General features: G+C 69.4%; 14 protein-coding genes. 9 read left to right on the top strand and 5 right to left on the bottom strand.

Going from position 1 to position 17495, the window contains the following annotated elements; all coding sequences use genetic code 11:
- The first annotated feature begins 61 nt into the window (after positions 1 to 61).
- The 3 genes from VZQ01_RS31965 (at position 62) to VZQ01_RS31975 (ending at position 1365) form a co-directional block, all read left to right on the top strand.
- On the top strand, positions 62 to 343 hold the full coding sequence (locus tag VZQ01_RS31965) for a hypothetical protein (RefSeq protein WP_223745396.1): 282 nt from the start codon (positions 62 to 64) through the stop codon (positions 341 to 343).
- Between the two features lie 212 nt (positions 344 to 555).
- Positions 556 to 903: a hypothetical protein gene (locus tag VZQ01_RS31970; protein ID WP_223745397.1), complete on the top strand. Its 348-nt coding sequence runs from the start codon at positions 556 to 558 to the stop codon at positions 901 to 903.
- A 129-nt stretch (positions 904 to 1032) separates the two neighbouring features.
- On the top strand, positions 1033 to 1365 hold the full coding sequence (locus VZQ01_RS31975) for a hypothetical protein (RefSeq protein WP_267700059.1): 333 nt from the start codon (positions 1033 to 1035) through the stop codon (positions 1363 to 1365).
- A 17-nt stretch (positions 1366 to 1382) separates the two neighbouring features.
- Here VZQ01_RS31975 and VZQ01_RS31980 read toward each other — a convergent pair whose 3' ends face one another.
- Positions 1383 to 2180, bottom strand: a complete 798-nt coding sequence (locus tag VZQ01_RS31980; protein ID WP_223745399.1) for a helix-turn-helix transcriptional regulator — start codon at positions 2178 to 2180, stop codon at positions 1383 to 1385.
- Positions 2181 to 2415: 235 nt separating this feature from the next.
- Here VZQ01_RS31980 and VZQ01_RS31985 point away from each other — a divergent pair, with 235 nt between their 5' ends.
- The 6 genes from VZQ01_RS31985 (at position 2416) to VZQ01_RS32010 (ending at position 10199) form a co-directional block, all read left to right on the top strand.
- A complete protein-coding gene (locus VZQ01_RS31985; RefSeq protein ID WP_426745525.1) occupies positions 2416 to 3132 on the top strand; it encodes a hypothetical protein in 717 nt (238 codons plus the stop codon).
- A 156-nt stretch (positions 3133 to 3288) separates the two neighbouring features.
- Positions 3289 to 3780 carry a hypothetical protein gene (locus VZQ01_RS31990; RefSeq protein ID WP_426745526.1) on the top strand — a complete coding sequence of 164 codons (492 nt, stop codon included), beginning with the start codon at positions 3289 to 3291 and terminating at the stop codon, positions 3778 to 3780.
- Between the two features lie 87 nt (positions 3781 to 3867).
- Positions 3868 to 5499 carry an LVIVD repeat-containing protein gene (locus VZQ01_RS31995; RefSeq protein ID WP_426745527.1) on the top strand — a complete coding sequence of 544 codons (1632 nt, stop codon included), beginning with the start codon at positions 3868 to 3870 and terminating at the stop codon, positions 5497 to 5499.
- 228 nt (positions 5500 to 5727) lie between these two features.
- Positions 5728 to 7566 carry a DUF1549 domain-containing protein gene (locus VZQ01_RS32000; protein WP_426745528.1) on the top strand — a complete coding sequence of 613 codons (1839 nt, stop codon included), beginning with the start codon at positions 5728 to 5730 and terminating at the stop codon, positions 7564 to 7566.
- Positions 7566 to 8609: a hypothetical protein gene (locus tag VZQ01_RS32005; protein WP_223745404.1), complete on the top strand. Its 1044-nt coding sequence runs from the start codon at positions 7566 to 7568 to the stop codon at positions 8607 to 8609. The genes VZQ01_RS32000 and VZQ01_RS32005 overlap by 1 nt, the downstream gene beginning before the upstream one ends.
- A 12-nt stretch (positions 8610 to 8621) precedes the next feature.
- Complete coding sequence (locus VZQ01_RS32010; protein WP_223745405.1) at positions 8622 to 10199, top strand: DUF1501 domain-containing protein; 1578 nt, start codon at positions 8622 to 8624, stop codon at positions 10197 to 10199.
- Positions 10200 to 10451: 252 nt separating this feature from the next.
- Here the strand turns inward: VZQ01_RS32010 and VZQ01_RS32015 are convergent, their stop codons facing one another.
- The 4 genes from VZQ01_RS32015 to VZQ01_RS32030 all read right to left on the bottom strand — a co-directional run bounded on the left by VZQ01_RS32015 (position 10452) and on the right by VZQ01_RS32030 (position 17364).
- Positions 10452 to 11576 carry a hypothetical protein gene (locus VZQ01_RS32015; protein WP_426745529.1) on the bottom strand — a complete coding sequence of 375 codons (1125 nt, stop codon included), beginning with the start codon at positions 11574 to 11576 and terminating at the stop codon, positions 10452 to 10454.
- Positions 11577 to 11676: 100 nt separating this feature from the next.
- Positions 11677 to 13500 carry a bifunctional metallophosphatase/5'-nucleotidase gene (locus VZQ01_RS32020; protein ID WP_426745530.1) on the bottom strand — a complete coding sequence of 608 codons (1824 nt, stop codon included), beginning with the start codon at positions 13498 to 13500 and terminating at the stop codon, positions 11677 to 11679.
- Between the two features lie 88 nt (positions 13501 to 13588).
- Positions 13589 to 16393 carry a TonB-dependent receptor gene (locus VZQ01_RS32025; RefSeq protein ID WP_426745531.1) on the bottom strand — a complete coding sequence of 935 codons (2805 nt, stop codon included), beginning with the start codon at positions 16391 to 16393 and terminating at the stop codon, positions 13589 to 13591.
- A gap of 29 nt (positions 16394 to 16422) precedes the next feature.
- Positions 16423 to 17364 (bottom strand): hypothetical protein, encoded by a 942-nt coding sequence (locus VZQ01_RS32030; RefSeq protein ID WP_223745409.1) that lies wholly within the window; start codon positions 17362 to 17364, stop codon positions 16423 to 16425.
- Positions 17365 to 17495: the final 131 nt, after the last annotated feature.

Below are 17495 nucleotides of genomic sequence, written 5' to 3' on the forward strand. Positions count from 1 at the left end.
CCCGGACTCGATATCGTTGTTACTGCAACTTCGACACAGTTCTCACGACAAGGGGCCCCGGATGACGCTGTCTCGTTGGGTGATTGGATTCTCCGCGTTGCTGCTCGGCGCTTGTGGTGGACCGGCCGAGATGGAGGAGGGTGTTGCTCCGGAGACCACGGCCTCGGTGGCGCAGCGCTCCGAGCCGCCGGGAGGGGGGCGCCAGGGCTTCCACCGGACGTACTACCACGACGCCGCGAAGACGCGGTGGGCGGGGGCGTTGCATGGGGACTGCTTGGGTTACATCACCCAGTCCGGCGTGGTGACGTCGTACTACGACGAGTACGCCTTCCTCTGTGAATGAGTGGTCGCGGCTCCGCCCTCGGGGCCGCTGGGCTCCGGGGGGCGGGTCCTCGACGTCGTGGTGCCTCGGAAAACTGAGAGGGGCGAGCGGGGGCCGTGGATTTCCACGTGGCCGGACGCGAGGCCACGTGACGTTCGTGGTGCGCTCCGGACGAGGGCAGCGGCCTCCGGCCGGAGTTCGTTGCTGGCGTCTGTCTTGCTTTCGCGACGCGCATGACGTCGAGCAAGGGTCTCTCGAGGGTGCCGGGCAGGTCTGTTCCGGGATGGACGTGGCTCGTGGCGGTGGTGTTCCTGGCCGGCTGTCGTGGCCCCGAAGGCGAGCCGCCCCCGTCCTCCCACTCCCCCTTGTCGTTGAAGGGTGACCAGGTCCTGGGGCCGGAGTGCGAGGGCGTGGAGCTCACCTGTCCGGAGGGCTACGCCTGTGCCTGGTTCGACCTGGGTGCGGGCCGTGACATCCGCTGCGTCCAGTCCCCGGCCATCTGCGACCTGTTCACGTGCAGCAGCGGCGAGTGCATGGTGCTGGAGAGCCATCCGCTCCAGATTCGCTGCAGCGGCTCCTGACGGCGCGTCCCCGGCTCCAGGTGGGTCGAGCGCAGCTTCCTCGAAGTCCCGTCCGTCGCCAGCCCTCTGGTGCTCGACACCACGCGTCCACCAGCCCCGGTCTACAGTGCGCGGGTGACAGGAGCGGACATGCTGGAGCTGCAGGAGCGGTTCATCGAAGCACTGTTGGAGTCCGTCCCCGAGCCCTGGGAGCGCGTCGAGGTGCACTACGAGCGCTACGCGTGGGGCGGGGACACCTCTGAAATCTACGTGGCCAATGGCTTCCTTCACGAACAGCGCTCCGACGTGGACCTGACGCTGGAGGCGTTGGAGGCGCTGCGCACCTTGCAGGAGCACACCCCCGCGGGGCAGCGCGAGGCGTGGACCTGGCTGCTCTTCCGCCTCGACGCGGAGGGCAGGTACCACTTCGACTATCGCTATGGCGTGCCGCCCCTGGTGGCCCAGGAGATGGCGGCGCAGTGAGGAAGGCCCGCCCTCGCTCATCGCGGGGCGGGAAGGTCCTCCTCCTGGAGCAACAGGCGGGGCGCTCGGGGCAGGGCGCGGGCCTTCGCGAGCAGCTCGGTGCGGCTGCGCGCATCCAGCCGCTTGTGGAGGGCCTTGCTGTAGTCATGCACCGTCGCGGGGCTGAGCCCCAGCCGCTCGGCCACCTCCTTCTCGCCGAGGCCCGCCTGGAACAGCGCCAGGACCTGTTGGAGCCGCCGGGGGAGTCGCAGGGCCTGGGCGCTGCGCCACAGGAGCCCCAGCTCGCCGTGGAGCAGGTGGATGAGCTGGCGCTCCCGCGCGTCGAACGGACCCGAGGAGGACTCCCTGAAGAGGAAGACGAAGTGCATGGCCCGGTGCTCGGGGACGTGGAGCGCCGACAGCAGATAGTGATTGAGCCGGGCGGGGCGGTAGTGCTCGTTGAAGATGGTGGACGCATACCAGCTCCGGTCGCTCGCGAGCTCCTGCCTCGGCGCCGTGAAGGTGTCCTCGCCGAGCTGCGCGATTCTGGCGTCGGAAGGGTCCAGCGCGGCCTCGTGACGCTCGCAGACCTGCATCCAGACGCGGCGGTCGGACGCCGTGGCCCACCCCAGGTCCACGCTGCCCTGGTGTCGTGACGCATCCAGGAGCGCTGCCTCCGGAGTCTCCGCCGCCATGCCGACCTGGGCGCCCACGAGCGTGCTCGTCCCGGCGACCAGGTGACGCCTCCACGCCAGCGTGTCGTGACTCAGCTGCCCCAGCTCATCGAGCAGGCGGAAGGCGTTGCGTGCGTCGCGCCACGTGACGAGGTCCGACATGCTCCCGAGGCTATCCCCTGTTCAGGGGAATGGTCATCTCCTCGGCAGCCCCTATCCTGTGTGAACCGAGGCGCTGGATTCCCGAAGGACGGGGCCTGTCTCTTGGTTTCTCGACATTCGTCAAAGCCCTCGCGGGATGGACCCTTGCGCCGACGCATCGTCTCGCGGGTCTCCATCCTTTGTTGTGTCCACCCAGGAGAGACTCATGCATCTGGTTCGTTGGTGTCTTTGTGTTGTGTCTGTGTTTGCCGCGGCCTGTGGGAGCGTCGAGGGCGCCTCCGAGGCCGTGGGGCCGCCGGAGGTCGTGGAGGCGCAGTCGGCGGAGCTGCGCGCCTGTTCGACGTCGCTCGACTGCCGCGCGAACTGTGTCTGCACCAACGGCGTCTGCTCCGGAGGGGGCTTCGGTCCGCCTCCTCCCGCGGGTTACTGCGACGTGCCGCCGGTGCGCGCCTGCACGACGGGGGCGGACTGCGCGTCGGGCTGCTCCTGCTCGAACAACGTCTGCGTCGACAACGGCAAGTTCAGCCCGCCCGCCAATTGCCTGGTCGCGCCGCCGGATGCGTACGAGAGCGATAACTCCCACACCACGGCCTCGTCCTACGTGGGGACGCCGCAGCTCGGGCACACGTTCCACAAGGCGCAGGACGCGGACTGGGTGCTCGGGGCCACCAACGTCCACCAGCTCCTGACAGTGGAGGTCTACAACCTGCGCAACGTCGGCCCGCTCCGCGTGGATGTGCATGCCTACGACTACGCCAACCGCGCGCTGGGGGCCCTGCTGACCAGCACCCAGACGACGGTCTGCTCCGACTTCACGCCTGCCTGCATGATGTTCCGGGCCTCGGTCAACGTGGCGCCGGGCGTCTACGCCGTGAAGGTCACCGACACGCGCACCGTCCCTGCGGGCTCCGACTGGCGGCCCACCCCGACGTATGACTTGAAGATGTACTGAGCAGCGCCATCGAGGGCGGAATCCTCCCAGGAACGTGGGATTGTTCCGCCCTCGTGCGCGCGTGCAGACTCCGCGTGCCTTCGACGCTCATCGGTACGCGTGGGAGCGTCGGTGTGTGTGTCATTGACCATTCGATGAGGATGGGAGGGTGCCTGCATGCGGATGCGATTCGATGTGCCCCTGGCGGGGGTGGTCTTCCTGGTGGCGACGTTGACGGCGTGTGGCGGCGACGCCCCGACCGGGGACGAGCTCGTGCTGGAGAGCAGCGAGGCGGCGGTGTCCTGTCAGGTGACGCAGCAGTGCACGAACACCGCGGTGTCGTGCAGCTCCGCGAGCGGCATCTGTGCCTCGGGGGCGGACAATGGGGGCTGGGTGCAGTGCGATGGCGTGCGGACCTGGTGTCCCGCCGTCACCGCCTGCACCTGTCAGCCCGAGAGGCACTCGGTCGCTGGGGGCGGCACCCACCCCAGGTGTGCCGGGGCCTATCTCAGGGCCAGTGACAGTGCCCGGGCGGCCGCGGCGGCGCAGTGTCCCCGGGGTGTCTGCAACGCGGTGGAGGAGCGAGGCGAGTGCTTCGCGACACGAGAGTCCGCCTCGGCGGAGGTGTTCTTGACCTTCTCGTGCATGGGACCGCCGAACTGTCAGTAATAAATTCCCTGAGGGGGGATGAGGGGCCGTGACGTTCCTCCCGGAAGGCCGCCGCTGTCACGTGGCGGCCTTCCGGGAGGCCCTCACATGACGCCGTCACTCCGCGCCCTTCTGTCCACCTGTCTCCTGCTGTCGTCGCCGGGCCTCTCCGGCTGCGACGACGACTCCGACCCGAGGCCGCCCGCGGACGCCGGCACCCCCGACGCCGGCTCCGACGCCTGGGATGGCACCTACACCGAGCTCGAGGAGCACGGAGACTTCAAGGACCCGGGCCCCTATGCCCCGTGCACCGTCGATACCCGGGACGCGGGGGGCCTGGCCTGCACGGAGCTGTCTCGCTTCGATCTCTCCGGCTGCGACCTGGGCACGCTCACCGACGTCGAGCCTGGGGCCATCTACCTCGCGCCGATGCGGGACGGGCGGCACGTGCCGGACGGAGGCTACCGACTGACCGACATCGGGGGCATCCGGTTCACCGAGGATGGCGGCACCATGTTCGCCCAGCCCCTGGCCGTGAAGGACACGGGCCCCGGGCGCTTCCACGTCCGCGGCGCCTCGGCCAACGGGCTCGCCACCGTCACCTATCTGGGCTGTGAGCAGAAGTCGCCCGACCTCATCACCGGCTGCTTCGCCTACTGCTACCGCAACCGGTTCGCCCGCGCGGGTACCTTCGAGGCCCACCGGGTCTCCCACTGGGGCGGTGAGCCCGAGTCCTCCGGCGGCCTCGCGCTGCACGGCGAGGGGTACACCCCCCTGGGCCACCCCCTGGACCTCTACGTCACCAAGGGGCACGCCTATGTCGTCTCCATCCCCAAGCAGGTCCGGCTGGGCGGCCTCTCGGTCTTCGACGTCAGCAACCCCGCGGCCCCCGTCCTCAAGACCACCCTCTCCCTGCCCCACGACAACTACTGGAACGCCGTCTGGGCCAAGGGCGATGCCCTGTACGTGGCCAGCAACGACTCGGGGACGCTCGTCTATGACATCTCCGAGCCCGCCAACCCCCGCTTCGTCCGGAGCTTCACGACGGGCGCCACGGGCACGCACACGGTGCTCGTCGACGGCGACCGGCTCTACTCCATGGCCCCCAGCCTCGGCACGTTCGTACACGACATCTCCGATCCGCTGGCGCCCGAGCTGCGGACCGTCATCGCCTCGCCGGAGGTGGCCACGCTGGGCGGTCCCCATGACGCCTTCGTGTACGAGAACCGCCTCTACGTCAGCGAGTCGTATCGCGGCTACTTCGTGATGGACGTCACGAACCTGGACGACGTCCGCGAGCTGGGCGGGTACGTCCGTCCGGACTTCAGCTTCGCGCACCACAGCGCGGTGGGCACCTTCGCCGGCCGCACCCTCGCGTTCGAGGGCGGTGAGTTCCAGCACTCCCACCTGCGCGTGCTCGACGTCACCGACCCGGCGCGCATCGTGAAGATCGGCGAGTTCCGCACCCACCGGCCCTTCACCTCCATCCACAACATCCTCCTGCGCGGCAACCTGCTCTACGTCGCCTGGTACCACGACGGCGTGCGCGTGCTGGACGTGTCCAACCCCACCAGGCCCCGGCAGGTGGCGCACTACAACTCCTTCCGAGACTCGGACCCGGACCGCACCGACAGCCCCTTCGAGGGACTGCTCGGCATCCGCGTCCCCGGCGACGGGTATGTGTACGCGGCGGACTCCTCGCGAGGCCTGCTCGTCTTCCGCGAGCTCCCCCAGCCGTAGCGACTTCGTCCCCTCGGAGTGCGCGAGACACACCTCCACGCACTCCGGGGAGCGCGGGCCCGGAGCCCCAGGTGTGGTGGGGAGTCCACCTCAGCGGGGGCCCGGCTCACGTCCGGGGGGGCCGGAAAGACAATCAGGTGTGGAGGGCAGTCCACCCCTCATTCTCGCTGAATGACAGACAGGGTTCTGCTGTGTGTCGTTGCGACAATCGATGCTACCGTCGCACGCATGCACTGGCACCTGCACCTGAAGAGCGCGGCCCTCGCGGGCGTGCTGTTCGCGATGTCCGGGCTCATCGTGTCCGACGCGCATGCGCAGCAATGTGAGCCCGAGCCGACGGCCCCGGAGGACCCTCCCGAAGACCCGATGAGCGACACGCGCGTGCTGCGGCGCATCGTGCTCGGTCTCACCGGGACCACCCCGACCCTGGAGCAGTACGAGGCCATGGAGGCGGCGGCGACGCCCGCGGCCCGCGCGACGCTCCTGCGCTCCACGCTCGACGAGGTGCTCGCCTCCCCGAAGTTCTACGAGCGCATGGTCCGCTTCGGGCACGAGTGGATTACCGTGGGAGCCTACACCACCGGCGCCCAGGGGGACGCGTACCAGGGCGACATGTCCGGGCACCTGCACCGCTGTGACGCCAACAGCCTGCACCCGGGCGCGTACTACGCGGTCAACGAGTTCGAGACCGGCAGCCCGAATCAGCAGTGCCAGGACAAGGATGGCGCCGGCAACCCCGCCGTCCCGGAGGTGCACACCGTCGAGCCCTGGTGGGCTCCGGGCACCACCGTCCAGGTGCTGGGCAAGGCGGGCGGTGACACCAAGACCGTCACCGACACCCGCACCGGCAAGGTGCTGGACTGCGGCGTCGCCTCCGGCGGCTATTACGACCCGGCGCTGAACCGGGGCTGTGGCTGCGGACCGAACCTCATCTGGTGCTCGCCGCTCGCGGGCCTCGGGTCCGGGGGCACCGGCAGCCTCAACGGTCAGCGTCGCCACCCCTACGAGGAGCCCGCGCGCCTGTTCGCGCACCTGGCGTGGCATGACCGCCCGCTGTCGGACCTGGTCGTCGGCAACTACACCGTCGGCACCAACTGGCTCCGGGCGCTGTACGTCCGCTTCGGCCGGCAGATGGGCAACACCGTGGTGGACCAGAACACCACCTGGTGGCGCCCGGACGTGGGCAACGAGCCGCGTGACCCGATGCACCCCACGCCGAATGATCCGCAGGCGTGGCGGGAGTTCGTCGTCGAGCAGCTCGAGCCCTTCCACCTCTCGCTCACCCCCGACAAGTCGCGCTCCGGCAGCATGGAGCGCACCTACCGCTTCGACCCGCGCACGACGACGGAGGCGCCCCTGGGGCTGCCCGCCGCGGGCGTGCTCACGATGATGGGCTCCATGTCCTCGTTCCCGCGCGAGCGGGTCCGGGCGGCGCGCTTCCTCGAAATCTTCGCCTGCCAGAACTTCTCGCCGCCCCCCGCGGACGTGCACTTCCCGCCGCTGGAGATCGACCCGGCCACGGGCGGCACGTGCCTGCACTGCCACAAGACGCTGGACCCCGCGGCCATCGCCTTCAAGCGCTGGGACTTCACGCCGTTCTCCAGCTACTACGTCCCCTGGCCCTTCATCGGCGGCATGGGCAACCAGCGCGTCACCGCGGAGTGGCTGTCCGGCAAGTACCCGCACACCGGCAACGCGCCGGGCCTGCGGTGGAAAAACGCCTTCCTGCCCAACACGGTGCTCACGCCCGTCACGCCCGAGGAGCTCAAGGCGAACCCGGAGGCGGTGCTGCTGGACACGATGCCGGAGTCGTACACGCTGCTGGGCCAGCACGGCGACGGCACCATGGGCCCCCTGGGCTTCGGCAAGCTGCTGGTGCGCTCGGGTGAGTTCGACCGCTGCGCGGCGCGCAAGCTCTACGCGATGTTCATCGGCCGGGAGCTGAACCCGGCCACGGAGAAGGGCTTCATCGACAAGCTCGCGCGCGAGTTCGTCGCGGGGGAGCGCAAGCTGCGCCCCTTCATCCGCTACCTGTTCGAGCAGTCCGAGCTGCGGAGGGGCCTGTGATGCGCACGCCGACTTCTTTCGTGTGCGCCGCCGCGCTGGCGGTGCTCGCGCTCAACCTGGGCGCCTGCTTCGGTGACAGCTCGTACCGACAGGGCAGCTCGGATGAGCCGGACTCGGGGACCTGCGCCGCGGCGAGCGACAACGACGCGGTCCGCCTCGCGCTCGCGCCCGCGTGCGAGGGCTGCCACATCAACGGCAACAAGCCCTTCTTCGCCTCGCTCGCCGCGTTCGAGAGCGGGCTGGTCTACGACGAGCGCTTCGTGAAGCGCGGCGACCCGGAGGGCAGCCTGCTCATCAAGATGCTCAAGGGCAACGCCCCGGGCAGCTACGCGCAGATGCCGCCGGGCCAGCCCTACGAGCAGCTGGTCGCCAATGGCCGCGTCACCATGACCATCGCCCAGGTGGAGGACTGGATTCGGGACCTGAAGGCGCCGCCCGAGCCGATGGACACGCCGTCCCCCAAGGAGTTCCAGGTCCGCCGGCTGGCCGCGGACGAGATGGTGGTGAGCCTGATGGACCAGCTGGGCCTGACGCTCGAGGACTTCGTGAGCACGAGCAACCCCGACTGGCGCAACCGGGCCTACGTGGTGAACTGGAACAAGTTCTTCGTGTGGCCCGGGGACTGGGCCCCCGGCATCTCCGGCGAGTACGTCTCCGACTCGCGCGCGCCGGAGCGCTACGAGGCCCTGGGCGGCGGCAACTCCCTGGAGTACCGCAAGAAGAACCCGATGTTCGGCCCCTCCGCCGGTCAGGCGCTGGTGCAGATGTCCCAGGCCTGGTGCGGGCGCGCGGTGGACAAGCAGAACAACAAGGCGGTGCTGCGCTACGTGACGCTCGCGGACACGTCCACCCAGAACCCGGACGCGGTGCGGAAGAACCTGCGCAACCTCTACCTCCGCATGCTCGGGCAGCCGCCCACGGACGCGGAGCTGAAGGAGCTGTACGAGCAGGTCTACCTCCCGCTGGAGGCGCAGAACACGCGCCTGGCCTGGGTGGGCACCTGCGCGGCGCTCATCCGTCACCCGCTGTGGATTACCTACTGAGCCGAGGACCCCATGCTGAACACCTCTCGACGCACGTTGCTCAAGTGGGCCCTGGGCGCAAGCCAGCTGGCGCTCCTGGAGAAGGCGGGGCTGCTCGGCTCCGGCACCGCGCACGCCGCGGACGCGGATGTCCCCTCGCGGCTCGTGGTGCTCTATGTCCCGGGCGGCTTCCGTCCGGCGTACTACTTCACGCCGATGGAGGACGCGGAGATTCCGCTCTGCGTCCCGGCGCCCGCGGGCTTCAGCAGCGAGCCCGTCTTCTTCGATGCCAGCAAGGTGGTGGACCTGGCGGCCCCCAACGGCCCGTACAAGCCCTTGCGGACCTGGCAGTCGTGGGACCCGGCGAACCCCGCCGCCCGCGGCTCGTTCAGCCCGCTGATGTATGGCTATCAGCACTATGCGCTGCACGAGCAGCTGAGCGTGCTGCACGGCATCGACCAGGGCACCAATGACCACGCGAGCGCCTTCATCTCCGCGATGTGCGGCGTGGCGGGCGCGGACTACCGGGCGCCGGCGGTGCACTCGGTCATCGCCAACCACCTGTACGAGCGGCACCGGGAGAGCCGGCCGCTGCCGTTCGTGGTGGTGGCGGGCGAGCGCGGCATGCCGTCCGGCATGGGCCTGCCGTCGCACGCGGGGCCCGTGGGGGTGCCGTCCATCGACGCGCTCAAGCCGATGCTCTCCGGCAAGGCGGCGGACAACGCCTGGTGGAACGGGCTGGAGGCGCGCACCGAGGGGCCGGAGCTGAACGCGAAGGGCGAGCCCACCGGGGCCCAGCTGAAGACGACCACGGTGGAGCGCTACTCGCTGGGGCAGGCCAGGCGCCGGCTGGGCCGCTCGACGGCGAAGGTGGACAACTACCTGGAGGGGCTGCACGGCTCGCTGAACAGCGTCTCGCGCGTGCTGGCGACGGACGTGGTGTCGGTGCTGGAGAAGACCAAGGGCATCGACGCGCTGAAGACGAACCGGCCCTCGTACCTGTCGAGCTATCTGAGCGAGTCCTTCACGTACACGTTCGGCAACGCGAACTTCCACCTGGTGGGGTTGGACCCGCGGATGGACATGGCGCTGCGCCTGCTCAAGTCGGACCTGGCCACGTCGGTGCACGTGTCGCTCAGGCTCGACTTCGACACGCACAACGGCGGCGGGCATGCCTACAGCTGCGCGCATGGCCGCGGGTTGATGGACTGCGTGGCGCGCTTCCTGGGCGAGATGAAGGCCACGCCCGCGCCGGGCAAGCCGGGCAAGACGCTGCTCGACGACACGCTGGTGCTGGTGATGAGCGAGTTCGGGCGGAGCTGGGCGTCACGCGGCAGTGACGGCAGCTACAGCCTGCCGGACGACCACCACCCGTACACCTCGGTGGTCTTCGCCGGTGGCAACGTGGCCCACAACCGGCAGGTGGGCACGTACACGACGCGCGGGCTCGGCACCCCGGTGGACATCATCGAGGAGACGGGACAGACGCAGAAGCGCGTGCCCCGCTCCGCGGACGTCGTCACCACGGCCCTGCGCATCATGGGCATGCAGACGCACCAGTTCTTCATCCCCGGCGGCTACGGCGAGGTGGTGGGGCTGCGCAAGGGATAGGCCGCCGCGGCCTCCACGTGGCCCAGGAGCGCCTGGGCGAGCGCGGGGACGAACCCGGTGGTGTCGGGCCAGGGCGTCCATCAGCGCGTCGGGCCAGACGAGGCCTGACGCGGTGGAGCCCATGATGAGCAGGATGGCGGGCGCGTCTTCTGGCCCGCGTGACTCGACCCACAGCGAGACTCCCTCGGCGACCTGGACGAAGCGTTCCATGGCGGGAGCATCGCAGGTCGCCGGGGAGCAAGCCCAGACAACTCACCCGCCGCAGCGGTTGAAGTTCTGGTCGACGTAGTAGAGGCAGCAGCCGGCGTAGGCGCCCAGGCACGTCTGGGTGCCGAGGGCCTGGGTGGCCCACTGCGAGGCGGTGGCGTACGTGCCCGCGCAGGCGTCACCGCACAGGGTGTTGGAGATGGAGGAGATGGTGCCGTCCAGGTTGTAGCAGGTGGTGGCGTGGGCGCGGGCGTAGACGGTGCACGGCTCCTGCGCGGGCGGCGGGGTGGAGGACGACGTGCTCCAGATGGTGCTGAGGTACACGCGGTCGGAGCTCTGGTCGATGCCGGCCCAGCGCGAGCGCGGGCCCGTGTCCCAGGTGACCATCATGTAGTGGCGGGCCTGGAGGGTGGTGCTGTAGTTCACCTTCCATTCACAGCCATCCCAGGGCCAGAAGCCGCAGGACTTGAACTTCGTATAGAAGTACGCGGTGGAGTCGAAGCCGGCCGCGAGGCCCACGGCGCGGAAGTAGACGGTGTTGTCCTTCGCGCCGCTGTACGAGCCGTACCAGTAGTCGGTGATACAGGTGCGGCCCTGGGTGGCGGTGGTCGCACAGAAGTTGCTCGTGAACCACTGCTTGTCGCCGACCCAGTCCCAGGTGTCGTTGAGGCTCGCGGCGGAAGGGCCGCGCTCGGTGTTCAGGGCGGAAGGGCCCTCGGCGAGCGGGGCATTGGCGGCGGCGCGGCCCTCGCTCCGGGCGGCCTCGCGCTCCTGGAGGTGGCGCGCCATGGCGACGCGGCCCTGGGCGGCGACGAGGGCGGCGGGGACGTCCTCGCGGGTAGCTCCGGGCACGAGCGCGAGGTAGACGTCCGCCAGCTCCTGGCCCTGGGTGGAGCCTGTCTTCATGGCCTCACGGAGGTGGGCGGCGTCGAGGTCCATGTGGCCCGATTCGGCGACGAAGACCTCGCCCGGGGCGGACTCGATGAAGCGCACGCTGCGGGTGTTGCTGAGCTTGAGCTCGTGCAGGACGGTGCCCTGCTCGGTGGCCTCGGGCGCGGGGGCCTCGGCGGGAGGCGCCTCGGTGCCCTGGGGACCGCAGGCGGCGAGCAGCAGTGTGCACAGAGCGGAAGACAGCATGGCCCGCGAGCGCGGGGCGGGGTGGCTCGACATGTCGGGGGACTCCTCGTTCAGGGCTGCAGCCACCTGAACGGGGGGCGTGAAAAGCCTTCGGTGGGGCGCCGCTGACGTCGCGGCGCCCTCCCTCACGCCCTCAGTCCCGGCCCGAGGCCTTCACGGCGCAGTCCGCCGCCGCGCTCTTGCGCAGGATGCGTCCGGGCGTCGGCGCCACCAGCGGCTTGCCCCGCTTCCTCCAGTGCTCCACGAGCGCGTCGCGCAGCGTCAGCGCCTGCTGCTCGCCCAGGTTGACGCTCCCGGGCGGCAGCGTCTTGAGCACCTCGTCCATCCCGCTGCCACCCCGCGCGAGGAAGTCCGGCATGGCCACCTGGAAGAGCTTGTTGGACTCGAGGGGCTTCCCGTTCGCCTTCGTGACGGAGACCATCCGCGTCACGCCGTTGCACTGCTCCAGGTTCACCTTCAGCCCCGCCACCTGGAGCGTGCCTCCCTTGCGCGAGTAGGCCCCCTCCAGGAGCTTCGTCAGCTGGGCCCCGGTCAGGGTGACGACCGAGAGCGTGTTGTCGAACGGGAGCACCTCGAAGACGGCCCCGTACGTCAGCTCGCCCTCGGGCAGGTCCGCGCGCAGCCCGCCGCTGTTGATGACGGCGATGCCCGTCATGCCCAGCTGGTTCAGCGCGTCCGCCAGCACGTTGCCCAGCGGGCTCTCCGCGTCGTAGTCGCGCGTCAGCTTCGCCGGCACGTTGACGCCCAGCGGGCGCTTCTGCATCTCCTCCACCTTCGCGAGCGCCCCGGCCAGCTGCGTCCCCAGCGCCGCATCCGCCACCACCGGCTGCCCACGGAACGTCGTCGGCACCAGCTCCACCTTGTTGCGGTCCTTCAGCTTGCGCTCGTCACACGTCCCGAGCGTCGCCTCCACCCGCTCGCACACCGGCACGGAGCCCTGCAGCGTCGTGAGTTCGGTCAGCACCTTGCGCGTCGTCGGGTCCACGAACAGCTCCACCAGGCCGAACGCCCGGCCCCGGCCCGACGTCTCGATGACCGGCGTGCCCCGCACGAAGTGCCCCACCGGCTGATGGGTGTGCCCGGCCACCACCGCGTCCAGCGTGCCCTCGGGCAGGGCCTCCAGCATCTCGATGATCTCGCTGTCGCCCCGGTCGCACGACGAGATGTCCCGAGGGTCGTCCTGCCGCTTGCACACCGCGCCCGCGTGCGCAATCGCGATGACCACCTCCGCCCCGCGCGCACGCAAATCGTTGGCCGCCGCGAGCGCCGAGGACGCCAGCGGCGCGAAGCGCAGGCTCGCCACATTCACGGGGTTGGTGACCTCCGGCGTGTGCGGCGTCGCCAGCCCCACGATGCCCACCTTCACCCCGCGCCGCTCCACCAGCAGCGTGCCCGTGTTCCCCAGCCACGTGGGGCTCACGCCCGTCTGCGCGTCGGTGACGTTCACCCCGAGAATCGGGAAGCGCGCCTGGGTGATGCGCGCCTTGAGCGCGCCGAACGGGTCATCCCCCTCCATCGCCACCGAGCGCGGCCCCACCGGGCCGTAGTCGAACTCGTGGTTGCCCAGCGCGGAGGCCACGTACCCGAGCGTGTTCATCGCGTCGATGACCACCGCGCCCTCGGTCAGGTTGGACGCGAGCGTGCCCTGGAACAGATCGCCACCATCCAGCAGCAGCACCCCGTCCGGGTTCTCCGCGCGCAGGATGGACAGGTAGCCCGCGAACGTGGCGAGCCCTCCCTGCTCCACGGCCGTGCCGTCCGCCAGGCTCCCGCGCGACGGCATCACCCAGCCGTGCAAGTCATTGGTGCCCACCACGCTCAGGCGCACCGGCTCGGGCGCGACCTTGACGGCGGCGGGGGCCGTGGGGGGAGCCTCCGGCGCGGGCGGATGCGAGGCGCAGGAGACGACGAGGGCCGACAGGAGCCCGAGGCGGAGCGGACGGAGGGCGGAAGTCACACGCCCCTCTAGAACGCGGCCCCGTCTGATTCAAGGGCCCTCGCCTCCCAGCATGGAAGCGAGGGCCCCGTGTGGTGCGGCGATGTGGCTAGTTGCGCACGCGCAAGAGCAGCTCGGCCTGCATCGGGCTGCGGCGGCCCGTGGCGGTGCCGAACCGGTTGTTGGTGGCGCGCCACTGTTCCTGCACGAAGGTCACGTCGCTGTTGTTGAGGACGTTGAAGAAGATGAGCGTGAGCTCCATCTTCGTCTCCTTCGTCTTGATGACGCGGTTCAGGTCGTAGCGGGCCTGGACGTCGAACAGGAACTGGCTCGGCTGACGCAGCTCGGAGATGGCCGCCGGGTCATTGAAGTCCGGGATGCCCGTGCTGGTGTTGTACGAGTGACCGGTGCCGCGGTCCGAGCGCACCACGCGCTGACGGTCCACGGAGCCTTCCTGGAACATCCACATGGGCGCGCCCGTGCGGTAGTTGAAGCGCACGCCGAAGTCGAGGCCGAACTGGGTGGTGTACCCGATGGCGCCCTTGAGCGTGTGGCGGATGTCCTCGGGGGACGGGCCCTCGAAGAAGTGCTTGAAGCGCGGGTTGGCGCCGTAGCCGTCGAAGTAGTCACCCACCGTGCCGTTGCTGAACGCCAGGGTGTAGCTGGCCAGCAGGTCCCACGGGCCCGTGCGGCCCTGCGCCCACAGGTCCATGCCGCGGTAGTCGCGCCACGCGTCGTCCGGGTTGTGGATCTTCACCACCGTGTGGTTGATGCCGTCCGCGTAGTCCACCACGCGCGTGCCGGACGGGTCCCAGATGCGGTTGACCTCCTCGTCCACCCACATGTTGGAGTACTTGCGGTAGGTGAGGTCCATGCCGATGACCGCGCCCTCGTTGATGGCGTGGTGCAGGCCGAGCGCCAGCTCGTCCACGTGCGGCGGCGTGTGGTTGGTCTTGTCGAAGAAGCGGCCCGATGCCCCGCCCGCCACGCTGCACTGCGGGTTGCCCACGGTGTCCGGCGTACAGTCCGCGAACGCGCCGTTGGCGAACGTGGAGCGCACCTGGAGCAGCTCCGGGTTGGCGTGCTGCGCGATGAACACGTCGCCCACTTCGTTGGAGCGGCCGTAGTGCGCCTTGATGAGCGTGGTGCGGTTGCCGAACGGGTCCACCGTCGCGGACAGACGCGGGCCGATGCCCACCAGGTTGGTGATGAACTGGTTGTTGTCACCGTACAGCCGGCCCACGTCCGCGCGCAGACCCGCCACCAGCGTCAGGTAGCGGTTGACGTTCCAGCGGTCCTGGACGAACGCGCCGGAGATGAGCGTCCCGGCCTCGGTGGTCAGCGGGCCGCGCACGCCCTCGCTGTTGTAGAAGTCGATGCGCTCGTTGCAGAAGGCGAACGTCTCCGGGTCGTCCGGGTTGCACTCGCCGTTGCGGTCGTTGAAGCGCTGGTTGCCAATCACCTGCGCCGTCTTGTCGCCGCTCAGGTAGCTCAACTGGAAGCCCGCCTTCATCTGGTGGTTCTTCACCTTGAAGAGCAGCGTCGGGTCGAACTGGTAGCGCATGCGCTTCTCGGTGACCAGGTTGCCCACCTCGTTGCGCAGCGCGCCGGCGTTGCGGTACGTGGTGCTGTTGTAGATGTGGGCGATGTCCTGCGAGTCCTCGTTCATCGGCCCGTTCCAGATGTCCTTGTAGGTGAGGCCCGTCTGGAGCTGGAAGAGGACGTTGTCGGAGATGTTGCGGTCGTAGTTGACGATGGCGAAGAAGCCGCCGCGGTCGACCTGCGTCTCCGCCTCCGGCGTCACGAACGTGGTGGAGACCTGGTTGGTGATGGTGTTGTTGTCGTAGTTGAACGCCAGGGACAGGCGGTCCTTCGTCGTGGGCTGCCAGGTGAGCTTCAGACGGGCCAGGCGCGTCTGGGTGTCGGACGTGCGGCTCTCCTCGCCCAGCGGCGTGTCACGCTTGGAGAAGTTCCACTGACCGGAGATATAGAACCACAGCTTGTCCTTGATGATGGGACCGCCCACGCCCACCAGCGGGCTGTAGAAGGCCGTCTCGGAGAGCGGCACCTCGTTCTGGGTGTAGTTGGCCACGTTGGGGTTCTGGTTGGCCGCGCCCCGGTACTTCGCGTTGGCCCACGCCGGCGACAGAATCATCGTCACGTCGTAGGTGAACTTGTTGGAGCCGCTCTTGCTGACGACGTTCTGGATGAGGCCCAGCGAGTTGTACTGCGCGTCCAGACCGCCGGTCATGACCTCGAAGTTCTCCACCGCGTAGAAGCTCATCGGGGAGCTGATGCTGCCGTCCACCACGTCGGACGTGTCCATGCCGTCGATGAAGAACTTGCCGTAGCGCGACAGGCCGGCGCGCAGGCTGGGCGCGTTGCCGTTGCCCACGCCGGCGACCAGCTGCGGCATGGCCTGCACCTGGGTGAAGACGGGCGAGGTGGCCGCCTTCTCCGCGGTCATCACCGCGCCCATCTGCGCGGAGTCCGGGTTGATGATGGGGTTGACCTTCTCCACGATTTCGTAGGTGGCCACCGCCGCCTGCTCGGTGAACACCTCCAGCTTCACGTCCACCTGCGTGGCCTGGCCCAGCAGGACGGTGATGCCCGCCTTCTTGATGGGGGCGAAGCCTGGGACGTTCACCTCGAGGACGTAGCCCTCGCCCGGGGGCAGGGTGTCGAACTCGAAGCGGCCGTCCTCGCCGCTGGTGCGCGACTGGGGCTGCTGCAGCGCGGGGCCCGTGACGGTGAGCGGCACCTCGGCGAGCGGCGCGCCCGTCGGGTCATACACATAGCCGGCCATGCGGCCGTAGTTCTGGCCGGCGGCGAGCGCGGGGGAAGGGAGGCTCGCGACCAGCGCGAGCAGCAGCAGCGCGAGCGCGCCACCGGCACGGCAAACAAGCGTCTTCATGGAGGGGCTCGGGACAGGGGAAGGGGCGCTCACAGGGAGCTCCCGACGGCGAAGAGCACGCCGGAGTACCGGGTGAGGGTGCTGATGTTCAGCTCCGTCTCAGCGCACACGTCCGTGCACAGGCCGGTGTAGCTGGAGGCGGGCTTCGCGGTGGTCGCGGTGAAGGTGCGCAGGCGCACCACCGGGGACCAGCCCTCCTCGCCCGGGAGCGCGGAGAACAGGTACACGGGCGTCTCCGACGTGGGCGCGCCCGTCGGCGGGCTCACCAGCACGCCGTCCATCACCTTCAGGTTGCCCTGGTCATCCACGGGGATTTCGCCGCCGTCCAGGTACGCCAGCTGCAGGCCGCGGTACCAGCCGCCCTGGGACGTGAAGGCGGAGTCGGCGCGCAGCGGGTTGAGGTTCGCGGACACGTCGATGATGGCGCGCAGCGCAATCGTCGTGTCGCCCGCGCCGCCGCCGAAGTTCCCCTTGGTGAGGGAGGCCGCGTCCTTGATGGCGTTGCACTGCTCGGAGGACGTGCCGTTCCAGCGCGTCACCTTCACCAGTGGGACCACCGGCGGCGTCGTGTTGCCCGTGACGGTCAGCGGCAGGTTCGTGAAGACGGGCCACTGCACCGTCTCCGGGTAGTTGTCGGTGCGGACGTCGAAGTCCGCCTTGCCGGTGACACAGCCCTCGGCGAACTCATAGGAGGTGTTCACCGCGCGCGCGGCGGGCACGTACGGCCGGCCGTCCGCGTCCACGGGGACGCCCGCGTTGGTGATGACGCCCCGGTCGTCCTTGCGCTCGGTGGCGACCTGTCCCAGGTTGTAGAAGGGCACGTTGGTGCCCCGCACCCGGGCCGTCGTGGGCCGGTAGTTGCCGCTGGTCGGCCGGAACTTGGTGTCGAGCGTCGAGGCATCGATGACGCCCTGGTAACGGTCGCCGACCTCATCGGTCGACTCACCACAGGACACACTCAGGGCTGCCACGAGCCCGAGCGCGCACTTCATTTTTGTCTGCACGGAAAATACCTCTGGGGATGGGGACGAGGTGGCGGCCCTCTAGCACGAGTGGCCGGTCCAGAGGTATCAGTTGCGTGCCGTCTCCATGACACTCACAC

It is taken from the genome of Myxococcus faecalis, from assembly GCF_050039385.1.
GTDB classification, from domain to species: domain Bacteria; phylum Myxococcota; class Myxococcia; order Myxococcales; family Myxococcaceae; genus Myxococcus; species Myxococcus fulvus.